Origin of the sequence: Intestinimonas sp., from assembly GCF_026169115.1 — a bacterium.
GTDB lineage: Bacteria > Bacillota > Clostridia > Oscillospirales > Oscillospiraceae > Intestinimonas.
In genome coordinates this window covers 1-12,122 of sequence record NZ_JAPFEA010000101.1, presented here as the reverse complement: position 1 = coordinate 12,122, position 12,122 = coordinate 1, and the positions used below count along the sequence as shown (strand labels likewise).

The 12,122-nt window shown below is 62.8% G+C and carries 6 protein-coding genes; 5 read left to right on the top strand and 1 reads right to left on the bottom strand.

What is annotated here, in order from left to right:
• The first annotated feature begins 296 nt into the window (after positions 1-296).
• The 5 genes from Q0Y09_RS09040 (at position 297) to Q0Y09_RS09020 (ending at position 10,069) form a co-directional block, all read left to right on the top strand.
• Positions 297-1,994, top strand: a complete 1,698-nt coding sequence (locus Q0Y09_RS09040; protein WP_297720630.1) for an HlyD family efflux transporter periplasmic adaptor subunit — start codon at positions 297-299, stop codon at positions 1,992-1,994.
• 10 nt (positions 1,995-2,004) lie between these two features.
• Positions 2,005-2,700, top strand: a complete 696-nt coding sequence (locus Q0Y09_RS09035; RefSeq protein WP_297720629.1) for an ABC transporter ATP-binding protein — start codon at positions 2,005-2,007, stop codon at positions 2,698-2,700.
• Positions 2,697-3,974: an ABC transporter permease gene (locus Q0Y09_RS09030; RefSeq protein ID WP_297720628.1), complete on the top strand. Its 1,278-nt coding sequence runs from the start codon at positions 2,697-2,699 to the stop codon at positions 3,972-3,974. The genes Q0Y09_RS09035 and Q0Y09_RS09030 overlap by 4 nt, the downstream gene beginning before the upstream one ends.
• Positions 3,975-4,007: 33 nt before the next feature.
• Positions 4,008-6,377 (top strand): S-layer homology domain-containing protein, encoded by a 2,370-nt coding sequence (locus Q0Y09_RS09025; protein WP_297720627.1) that lies wholly within the window; start codon positions 4,008-4,010, stop codon positions 6,375-6,377.
• 314 nt (positions 6,378-6,691) lie between these two features.
• Positions 6,692-10,069 (top strand): S-layer homology domain-containing protein, encoded by a 3,378-nt coding sequence (locus Q0Y09_RS09020; protein WP_297720626.1) that lies wholly within the window; start codon positions 6,692-6,694, stop codon positions 10,067-10,069.
• 481 nt (positions 10,070-10,550) lie between these two features.
• Here the strand turns inward: Q0Y09_RS09020 and Q0Y09_RS09015 are convergent, their stop codons facing one another.
• Positions 10,551-11,600, bottom strand: coding sequence for a hypothetical protein (locus tag Q0Y09_RS09015; RefSeq protein WP_297720625.1), 1,050 nt, complete (start codon positions 11,598-11,600; stop codon positions 10,551-10,553).
• Positions 11,601-12,122 lie beyond the last annotated feature (522 nt).

The following is a 12,122-nucleotide window of genomic DNA, read 5'->3' as shown; positions in this document are numbered from 1 at the left end:
CCCCTGGGAGGGGGAAGGTCATCCTGAGTCCAGCGTTTCCCCTCATCCGTCTGGCCTTCCGCCAGCCACCTTCCCCCAGGGGAACGCACATTATAAATTGCTAAGGGGAGAACATGAAAAAGTTTTCCTTCGGGGGTGTAACTTTTCGGCCCTCTCCATCGTCATATATGATAGCCGCCCTCCCGACCAGAGGAGGGCCGTTCAGAAAACCTTAAGAAATTGTCACCTGTTTGTAATTACGCCCGCCCCGTCCCGTGATACAATGGAGGGGACAGTAAATCAGGAGGGAAGACACTATGGCTGAAATCACCCAGCAGACCCAGACCCCCGCGCCCCCCCAGACCCCCAAGCAGTCCAAGGAACAGCTCCAGAAACAGAAAAAACGCATCCGCACCACCATCGCCGCCGTTATCATCCTGGCCGCCGCCGGCGTGGGCGGCTTCTTCCTCTACCGCTTCCTCACCGAACAGAAGACCGCCGAGAGCCAGATCCAGGCCCAGCCTGCGGAGATCTCCTCCATCCAGAGCACCGTCTCCGGCTCCGGCAACGCCAAGGCCAAGGAGTCCGCCGCCATCTCCCTCACCCAGGGCGGCACCGTCCAGGAGGTCTTCGTGGCCGCCGGCGACATCGTCACCGCCGGCCAGCCCCTCTACACCATCCGCAGCCAGGCCGCCGAGGACGAGGTCACCACCGCCCAGGAGCGGGTCACCAACCTCCAGAAGGACATGGACGACCTGGTGGAAAAGGCCAACAACCTCACCGTCCGCGCCCCCTTCGCCGGCAAGCTGGTGGAGGTCAGCGAGTTCCAGCCCGACGAAAAGGTGAGCGAGGGGGCCGCCGTCTGCACCCTCGCCAACGACAAAAAGCTCAAGCTCTCCCTCTACTTCAGCTACGCCTACGAGCACGACATCGCCGTGGGTCAGGCCGTGGAGGTCTCCATCCCCGCCGTCATGGCCACCTTCCCCGGCACCGTGGAGACCATCAACAAGGTCAGCTACATCTCCCCCGAGGGCTCCGTCTACTTTGAGGTCATCGTGGTCTTCGACAACCCCAACACCCTCACCGAGGGTATGACCGCCTCCGCCAAGCTCACCGCCGCCGACGGCTCCCCCATCTACCCCTACGAAAACAGCAAGACTGAGTACTACGAGGTCCGCAAGATCGTCACCGAGTCCCAGGGCCCCGTCCTCGCCCAGAACCTCCTGCGCTACGCCAACGTGAATGCCGGGGACCCCCTGCTCACCCTGGGCTCCGACACCATCGACTCCGACATGCGGGCCAAGCAGAAGGAGATCGACGAGGCCACTGAAAAGCTGGCCGAGGCCCAGAAGGCCCTGGCCAACTTCAACGCCACCGCCCCCATCGACGGCACCGTCACCTCCTGCACCCTCACCCCCGGCGCCGAGGTCAAGAGCGGCGACACCGTCATCACCATCTCCAACAACACCAACATGGTGGTGGAGATCACCGTAGACGACCGCAACATCTCCTTCGTCCAGCCCGGCATGACGGTGGACCTCACCGACTACAACGGCAACGTCTTCGTCGGCACCGTCAGCAGCATCGACATGAGCATCGGCGAAAACTCCTCCAACGGCATGACCAGCTACCCCGTCACCCTGGACGTGGACAACTCCGCCGGCACCCTGCTGGCCGGTATGTGGCTGGATTACTCCTTCGTGGCCAGCCAGTCCGACGAGTGCGTCGTCGTCCCCATGCAGGCCGTCAAGTACGTCTCCGACGCCGAGGGCAACACCTTCTCCGTCGTCTTCATCCAGGCCGACGAGCAGCCCGAAAACACCGTGGAGCTGGACATCCCCGAGACCGAGCCCGGCCAGACGCCCCAGTACCCCACCCCCGCCGACGGCTACTACCCCGTGCCCGTCACCACCGGTCTCTCCGATAATTATAATGTGGAGATCAAGGAGGGCCTCCAGGGCGGCGAGATGGTCTTCGTCAACTACTACGTGGACCAGGGCAGCAGCTGGGGTTAAGGTGACCGACATGCTGATCGACATTAAAAACCTCTACAAAATCTATCACGAGGGCCAGGAGAGCGAGGTCCGCGCCCTGGACGGCGTCACCCTCCAGATCGACCGGGGGGAGTTCGTGGCCATCATCGGCCAGTCCGGCTCCGGCAAATCCACCCTCATGAACATCCTGGGCTGCCTGGACATCCCCACCTATGGGGATTACCACCTGGACGGCACCGACGTCACCGACCTCACCGACCGGCAGCTCGCCCACATCCGCAACAAGCAGATCGGCTTCATCTTCCAGGGCTACAACCTCATCCCCGCCCTCAACGCCCGGGAAAACGTGGAGCTCCCCCTCATCTACCAGGGCGTGGGTATGGGTCAGCGGGCCGAACGGGCCATGGCCGCCCTGGAGCGGGTGGACATGGCCGAACGGGCCGACCACAAGCCCGCCGAAATGTCCGGCGGTCAGCAGCAGCGGGTGGCCATCGCCCGGGCCATCGCCGCCCGCCCCCCCATCATCATGGCCGACGAGCCCACCGGCGCCCTGGACTCCAAAACCGGACGCCAGGTGCTGGAGATCCTCCACAGCCTCCACGAGGAGGGCTCCACCATCATCCTCATCACCCACGACAACGGCATCGCCGCCACCGCCGAGCGCATCGTCCGCCTCTCCGACGGACACATCATCGCCGACGGCACCAGAGAGGAGGTCGGACTTTGAATTTCTCCCAGGCTTTCAAAATGGCCGCCAAGTCCATCTCGTCCAACAAGGCCCGCTCCGCCCTCACCATGCTGGGCGTCATCATCGGTCTGGCCGCCGTCATCATCCTGGTGTCCTACGCCCAGGGCCAGAACATGGCCATGCGGGCCTACTACGAGAGCATGGGCACCAACACCCTCAACGTCTCCGCCTACTCCTACCGGGGGGACGTGGATGTGGCCGGGGCCCTCTACGACTACTGCCTCCAGCTGGACGACCTGGTGCTGGGCGTCTCCCCCATGGGGAACGTCTATGACGACCCCATCATCAAGTTCGAGTCCAAGACCATCTCCCGCCAGTGGCAGAGCATGGGCGGCGGCATGATGTCCACCGCCGGCCAGTACCCCAGCATCATCCTGGGCAACGACAAGTACGGCCTGTGCAACGACTACAAGATCGCAAAGGGCCGGGACCTCTCCTACCTGGACATCGAAAAGGATAACCAGGTCTGCGTCCTGGGCTCCGCCGTGGCCGACGAGCTCTTCGGCTTTGCCGACCCCGTGGGCAAGACCATCACCCTGGACGGCACCCCCTTCCTGGTCATCGGCGTCTATAAGAGCAAGAGCGCCGGCGTCAACGTGGGTGGCACCGAGGACGGACAGTGGATCCAGGAGACCATCAACCGCCAGGACTACATGATCCTCCTGCCCGCCACCATGACCCGCCTTTTCAACCACAACCAGCCCATCGAGCAGTACATCATCAAGGCCAAGGATTCCCAGTCCCTCAAGGAGGTCTCCACCCTGGTCAACGGCTTCCTGGCCGGCTTCATCAGCAACGACAACGGTTCCTTCTGGATCGACAACCCCACCAGCTACCAGAATGAACAGGCGGAGGCCGACAAGCTCCAGCAGCGATTCCTGGGCGGCATCGCCGCCATCTCCCTGCTGGTGGGCGGCATCGGCATCATGAACATCATGCTCGTCACCGTCACCGAGCGCACCCGGGAGATCGGCATCCGCAAGGCCATCGGCGCCGAGCGCAAGAGCATCATCGTCCAGTTCCTCATCGAGGCCGCCATGATCTGCGGCATCGGCGGCATCTTCGGCATCCTGGTGGGCTACCTGGGCACCCTCATCGTGGGCAAGATGAACTTCGATATCATATTGCTTCCCAGCGCGGGCATCACCGTGGGGGCCTTCCTTATCTCGGTGGCCCTGGGCATCATCTTCGGCCTCTACCCCGCCGTGAAGGCCAGCGGCCTCCAGCCGGTGGAAGCCCTCCGGGCGGACTGAGCCGGACAACCCAACTGCAAGGAGAGAAAAGCTATGAGAATGAAACGACCCCTGGCGCTGCTGCTGGCAGGCGCGGCCATCGCGGGCATGCTGGTGCTCCCGTCCTCCGCCGCCACCACCACCGCCTTTACCGACATCTACGACGCTGAGACCGCCCGGGCCGCCGAGACCCTGCGCCTGCTGGGCGTCGTCAGCGGCACTGGCGGCGCCGCCTTCTCCCCGGACCGGGCCCTCAACCGGGCTGAGTTCTGCAAGCTGGCCGTGGAGCTCATGGGCAACGGCGACAAGGTGGCCGCCCAAATGAACCGCACCGTCTTCCAGGACGTGCCCAGCACCCACTGGGCCCGGGGCTACATCGCCGTAGCCACCCAGGGGAGCACCACCGGCTCCGGCGACGAGGCCGTCGCCACGCCCGGCATCATCCGGGGCGACGCCTACGGCAACTTCAACCCTGACCGGCCCATCACCTATGGCGAGGCCGTCACCATCCTGGTCCGCATCCTGGGCTACGGCGACAGCGACGTGGGCATGATCTGGCCGGATGGCTATCTTGCCAAGGCCAAGGAGCTGGAGTTCACCGCCGGCCTGAACCTCACCGCCGGCGACACCATCACCCGTGGCCAGGCCGCCCGGATGATGGAGCAGCTCCTCTTTGCCGAGGGCAAGGACGGCAAGGAGTACCTCACCACCATGGGCTGCACCATCACCGACGAGACCATCCTCTTTGACGTGGCGGCCACCGCGCCCGACGGCTCCGCCGGCGTGAAGGTGGAGCAGTCCAAGGTCTACAAGACCGACCACGCCCCCTTCGACCAGGACCTGACGGGCCGGCAGGCCAAGCTGGTTCTGGACAAGGATGAGAAGGTGGTGGACATCCAGGTCTCTACCAGCGGGACCCAGCAGGTGGTCACCATTCAGAGCCTGGCCTACGACAGCATGAAGCTCACCGGCGGCTCCAGCCTCTCCATTGAGAAACCCAAGGACACCGTGGTGTGGAAGGACGGCGAGGAGACCAAGTACGAGGACCTCTACCTCTCCGGTCTGGCCGCCGGCACCCAGGCGGTGGTCCAGTACTCCGCCGCCGGCGAGCTGGCGTACATCTTCCTGCGCAGTTCCTCCAAGACTGACAATGCCACCACAGTGGTGAAGAACAAGCCCAACTATTCCGATGACCTGAGCTACGCCGTCTATAAAAACGGCACGCTGGCCAAGGGCTCCGACATCCGCCAGTACGACGTGACCACCTTTGATGCGGCCAGCAATGTGATGTATGTCTCCGACGCCCGGATCACCGGCGTCTATGAGAACGTCTATCCCAACCGGGAGACTCCGGCCACCGTTACGGTGCTGGGCCATGAGTTCCAGGTCCTCCCCAGCGCGGCCAGCGACCTGAACACCTTCAAGATCGGCGATACCGTCACGCTGCTCCTGTCCCACAACGGTCAGGTGGCCGGTGCGGTGGAGCCCTCCGTGGCCAAGTCCACCGCTGTGGGCACCGTTAAGAGCATTGATGAAAACGGCAACACAACCGTCACCTCCATCAACCTCAAGGACGGAAGCGGCAAACCCCTGGAGCTCTCGGGACAGACCTCCTACACCGGCAGCCGGGCCGACGAGATGTTGGGCCAGCTGGTCACCGTCTCCTCCGCCTCCAAGGGCCGCCTGAGCCTTTCCAAGCTCACCGGCAAGGGCTCCGACGCCCCCCTGAACGTGGCCGACCGCCGGATGAATACGGTGAAGCTCTCCGACAATGTGAAGCTCTACGAGCAGGCGGGCCGCAGCGCCCTCACCGAGATCGAGCTGGAGGACATCACCCGGGCCACCGTCCCCGCCGACCTCATCGCATATGTCCACAAGGACTACGCCGGCAACGCCGATATCGTGGTCTTTAACGACGTCACCGGAGACCGGTACGACTACGGCTTCTTTAAGGTGAACACCGAGGGCGGGCAGACCAGCGAGGATGGCACCACCACCCAGCGCATGGATTATGTGACCGTGACCAATGCCCTCAAGCCTGACGACGACAGCAAGCTGCTGATAAACAACGGGGAGCATCTGCGCAACGGCAGGGCCGGCGGTATCGTGGTCGGTCCCACCCGGATGGACGGGAAGGTCACTCTGGGCGGCTATGTGGAGCTTCTCTCCGCCGACGTCAAGGCATCCGCCTTCGATGTGGACGCCATGACGGTCACCACCAACAGCATGATCCTCCCCATCTCCGAGCGGGTGATGTGCTACAACGAGACCACCAAGGAGTGGTTCTCGGTGGGCGACGGCAAGGCCGACGAGGACTATGTGAAGGCCCTCAACCTGGCCCGCGCCTTCTCCGAAAACGCCACCATTTACTATGACAAGGCCCCTGACCAGGGCGGCAAGGTCCGTCTGGTCGTGGTGGGCTGATCCCCCTCTCTCTGGCCCCCGGGCGCTCTGCGCCCGGGGGCCTTTTTGCGTCCATGCTACCAAAATGCTACCAAAAAGCGGCCTCAAACCCTTGGGGCGCAAGGGGTTGAGAAATGGGGAAAAAAGCGATGCTACCAAGATGCTACCAAGGGAACTTTTTGTGCTGAAACGTGGGATATTTTACACAGAATGTGGAAAATATCCCACGTTTTTTGATTTGTAAGGGGCGTTATACGCCAATAGACGGGCAAAAAGTTCCGGAAAGTTGGCGTTTCTCCCCGAAAACCCCAATTTTTAGAAGGAGGAATTCCAAAATGAGAAACCTCAAGCGGGCTCTCAGCCTGGCTCTGGCCTCCGTCATGGTCCTGTCCATGATGGTCATTGGCGCCGGCGCTGCGAGCTATGACGACTTCTCCGACAAGGAAGAGATCGTCAACAAGGAGGCCGTCTCTGTCCTGGTGGAGCTGGGCGTCATCGCCGGCAAGGACGACGGCTCTTACGACCCCACCGGCATCATCACCCGTGCCGAGATGGCCAAGCTGATCTGCACCGTCCTCAACGGCGGCAAGGATCCCAACCTGGGCAACGTGGTGACCTACACCTACGCTGACACCGTGGGCCACTGGGCTGCTCCCTACATCGAGTACTGCACCCAGCTGGGCATCGTGGCCGGCGACGGCGCGGGCAACTTCAACCCCAACGTCACCGTGACCGGCTCTGAGGCCGCCAAGATGCTCCTGGTCGCCACTGGCTACAACGCCAAGATCGAGGGCTATGTGGGCGCCAACTGGGAGGTCACCACCAACGTGCGCGCCAACATGATCGGCCTGTACGACGGTCTGGAGATCAACCCCTCCGAGGGTCTGACCCGTGACGCCGCCGCTCAGATGGTCTACAACGATCTGGACGCCCTGGTCGTCACCTACAAGTACACCCTGGGCACCGACGGCAACTCCATCGCCACCTATCCCGAGCTGGTGGAGACCAACTCCGCCGGCAAGCGCGTCACCGTCCTGGAGGACAAGTTCGGCGCCGTGAAGGTGGAGGCCGTTGTGACCTCCAACGACGTGGCCACCCTGAACAACAACTACCGCTCCGCCGAGGACGCCGGTGAGACCTACCTGGCCGTGACCAAGGACTCCCCCTCCGGCACCAGCGGCATCTACGCCGTGGACACTGACAAGGCTCTGCTGGGCCAGACCGTCAATGCCTACATCAAGTACAAGGACGACCGTCAGATCGTCACCGACGCTGTGGTCATCGGCGCTCCCATCCCCACCGCTGACAACAAGATCGTCACCTCCAACGACGGCACCGGTCTCAACGACCTGCTGGACGACAACAAGCTGACCGTCAACGACGCCACCGAGTACTACTGCAACTTCGGCGGCACCGTGAAGGCCGACAAGACCGTCGTCGCCATGACCCGCGCTGAGTTCAACGCTCTGTGCGGCACCACCGGCGTGGGCATCACCCTCATCGACAACGACAACGACAAGGACGTCGACTACGCCCTGGCCGAGCAGTACCGCTACGGCACCGTCAACAAGTACACCGAGGACGGCTTCCGCATCGGCGGCTCCGTGTACGACGAGGACTATGAGCCCGAGGAGGTCATCGGCTACGAGGACGTGGCCCGCGACGACTTCGTGCTCTACACCGAGTTCGGCGGCAACATCTATGTTCAGAAGCCCGAGACCCAGGAGGCCGTTCTGGACGCCTTCTCCACCTCCAAGAAGACCGTGAAGCTGGACGGCGAGACCATCGACTGGTCCGGCATCCAGGGCGTCATGAACTCCGAGCTGATGGACCTGGATACCCACCTGACCTCCGGCACCGCTCTGGATGCCTCCGCTGTGTGGTACAAGGACATCTTCGGCTACGTGTTTGCCGTGGGCAACGCCGACGAGAACAACCTGAGCTACGCCGTCCTCCTGGGCTATGAGAACCAGACCAAGGGCAACGCTGGCACCCTGGGCGACACCGCCCGCGCCAAGCTGCTGCTGGCCGACGGCACCGTGGACACCTACAAGGTTGCCACCATCGACGGCGACAAAGTCACCAACTGCACCAGCACTTCCGTTTCCGGCTCCGGCGTTGGCTTCGACAGCACCGACCTTTACAAGATTTACAGCTACACCAAGACCGAGTCCGGCTCCATGAAGCTGACCGAGAAGCTGGACGTGCACGGTAAGGCTGACACCAACACCATTGAGTACGTGAAGGGCAAGTCCACCATCGACGTGGACACCGGCAACTTCACCGTCACCAGCAACACCGTCTTCCTCTACATGAAGCCCAACGGCTCCGTGGCCCGCTTCGAGGGCAAGTCCGCTCCCTCCATCAATGACTCCATGGCCGGCGGCAACGCCGCTGACGCCCTGGATGATGCCTCCGTCACTGTGGCCGTCCAGGCCAACAGCCGCGGCGAGGCCCTGGTGGTCTTCCTCAACGGTGTGAACCCCTCCAACGACTTCACCGACAACTTCGTCTACATCTACAACCGCAAGCTGGTCGAGACCTCCGACGGCTATGAGGTCTCCGCCATCATCGACGGCAAGATCGAGACCATCGTCATCACCGACGCCAAGAAGGGCGACGGCTCCGGCAATTCCCTCATCAAGGAGGGCTGGTACGACGACGACAGCAACTCCAGCACGCCCGATGTCTACGGCCACTACATTGACTATCCCGCCGGCGGCACTGCCACCAACGACGGTCTCTACACCTACTCCAAGAACGATGACAACACCTATGTCCTGCGCCATGCTGACAGCACCAACCTGGCCGTGATTAATAATCATGTGGTCAAGGGTGTCGTCAACGCCGTCAGCTACTCCGAGGGCAAGGACTACGTCCGCGTGGGCGGCAAGAGCTACACCCTGACCGACAGCACCCTGGGCTTCTACGCCCGCACCGGCAAGACTGCCAAGGCTGACGTCACCGTGTCCAAGGGCGACGACGTGGTCCTGGTCATCAACGATGACGACGAGATCATCTACTCCTTCGTCACCTTCTACGCCTATGACAAGGATGAGACTCCTGTGACTCCTCCCAGCGCCGGCGACTACAAGGTCAACGCTTCTGAGAGCATGGGCACCGTCACCGTGAAGTACTACGGCTCCTACACCACCGCCGAGATCGTGGCCGCCGTCAAGGCTGCCATGAAGGCTGAGACTGTTAAGCCCGACTTCGCTGGCAACAAAATCGAGGTGGACGGTATCACCTACACCCTGGCCCTGACTCCTGTGTACCGCCTGACCTTCAACGGTACTGTGATCGGCTACTCCGACAGCGAGGAGACCAACTTCGTCTTTGAGGCTCCCACTGCTACCGCCAACGCCATCAAGAGAGCTGACAGCGGTACCGCCTCCGCTCCTGCTTACACTGCCGCTGGCAGCAAGTTCACCGTGCCTGTCAGTGCCATCAGCGCCGCCGACGTGGATCTGGTCGTTGCCTACAAGGTGACCAAGGGCACCGGTGTGGACGACGTGAAGGTTGGTTCTACCGATGTCGATAACATGTATGTCGCCGAGAAGACTGAGGTCACCATTTCTGTGGCTACTGGCGTTGTTGACAATGTGGTGAAGGCCAATGGCACCGCTATTAACGAGCCTTCCACCAATACCGACGCTGTGACTGCAAAGCACACCCCCACTGCTGATACCGAGTACACCTATGTGACGAAGTAAGATCACTCTGTTTAGCAGTACAAGACCATAGCAATAAGGAGAGCGCCCCGGACATTGTCCGGGGCGCTCTCTTTCCACAATTTCTATGTGGGTGTGCGGATTCTTCGCCTGCGGCTCAGAATGACGAGGAAGGCGGCTCCAAATGACGGACGTAGGGGCCGATGTCCCCATCGGCCCGGTGGCGTGGTTTGCGATCCGGCCACTCCCTCAGTCAGCTTCGCTGACAGCTCCCTCTGAGAGGGAGCCAAATCAGAAGCCCTATACGCACTACCTCTGTTGTGGGGCGCGGCTTCCCAGACGTGCCCATGCACCACGTCATTCTGTGGGGCGCGACGACCCCGGCGCGCCAAACCACTTTGTTGTTCTGCACCCAAAGCCTTCCCCTCATCAGTCTCGCTTCGCTCGACAGCTTCCCCCCAGGGGAAGCCAAGGACCCGCCGGGGTCGTCGGGCCCCACAACAAAAGACATGTCCCTTCCCGCTCAGGGCAATAGCACCGCGCCGTAATCCAGAATCAAGGCGCTGTCGTCGCCGTTGTCCAGGGCCAGACCCAGCTGAAAGGCCAGCGACCCCGCCGCCCGCCCGCCGGGCAGCCGAAAGGTGGTCTCCCGACAGGGCGTGCCCTGCACGTCCGCCGTCTCCCTGGTCTCCCCGGCGGTCATGGTCTGCCCTCCGGCTGAGAGGGTCACCCGCCCCGCCGTGTGCCGCACCCAGGCCGCCAGACCGCCGCAGGCGGGCAGGGGCCGGCTCACCGTGGTCAGGGTCCCGGAGACGCCGGACAGCGGCGTGATGTTGAGCACGCCGCCCAGGCCGGTTCCCTCGGTGGCCAGTTTGTACTGCCAGCCGGACGCGCTGGCATTGATCCCCACAGACAGGACGTCACCCGGCCCCAGCAGGACGCCGCCGGGGGGCGAGATGGTCTCCGTCAGGGTGGCATAGGCCGCCGCCCGGCTGGTGCTGTGGGTGCCGCTGGAGACCACCTTGTTGTTCACCGTCACCGTCCATTTGAGACTGGCCGAACGCTGTTCGTTCTGGTTGTTGCGGATGGCCACAGTGAAGGACGTCAGCCGCCCCGCGCCCGCAATGGTCTGGTTGGCCGTGGACGCGCTGCTCTGGTTGGTGGTGGAGCCATAGCCAAGCTGGATGGAGCTCTGGCCCGTCCGGCACAGCGTGGGGCCCCTTCCGCTCAGGAACAGCCCACCGCCGGTGGCGCTCACCCCGCCACGATCTATAAACCCATCGTATAGCAGCGCCTTTTTATATCCGGTGTATTTGCCCTCATAGTCGCTTTGCAGCAGCAGATTGTAAAGGTTGTAGTCCGCCGCCTCCAGCCCGCTCAGGGCCCGGTCCGCCGTCCTCTGGGCGGCCTGGGCCGAAGCCTGTACCTTCTGCGTGTCCGCCGCAGCCCGGTCCTCCGCCGCCTTCAAGGCGGCATCCAGCTTTTCGTTATCTTGGTTAAATTCCTCCCGCAAAAACTTGTCACCCGGCTGCCACTGACACAGCCCATAATTTGTGGTATAGTTGCTCGCCATAATAGCATCCCTCCTCACCCATATCCGCCCCGGCCCGTCCGGTTGCACGGCCCCGCCGTCCCCTCGCCCGTCCCTGCCCGGATGGTATAAAAAGTCCATGAATCGGGACCGTTCCCGACGCCTTCCCCTGGGGGAAGGTCTGCGGGGGTGGGCGCACACACAGGTGTGCCCCACCCCCGTCATTCTGAGCCGCCCTTCCCTCGTCATTCTGAGCGGAGCGAAGAATCCGTATTCCTACCCTGGTACAAAAGAACAGGGGACGGATTCTTCGCTCCGCTCAGAATGACGAATGTATGGGCCGATGGGGACATCGGCCCCTGCACCAACGTTGCGGCGGTTTTGTAGGGGCCGGTGTCCTCACCGGCCCCGCGTTTCGGCGCGGTATTTCTTTTGCTGTGGGGCGCGCCGAGGTCGTCGCGCCCCACAGAATGACGTGGTGCATGGGCGCGGCCGGGAGGCCGCGCCCCACAAAATATAGCTCCCCCTTGACGGGGGAGCTGTCACCGAAGGTGACTGAGGGGG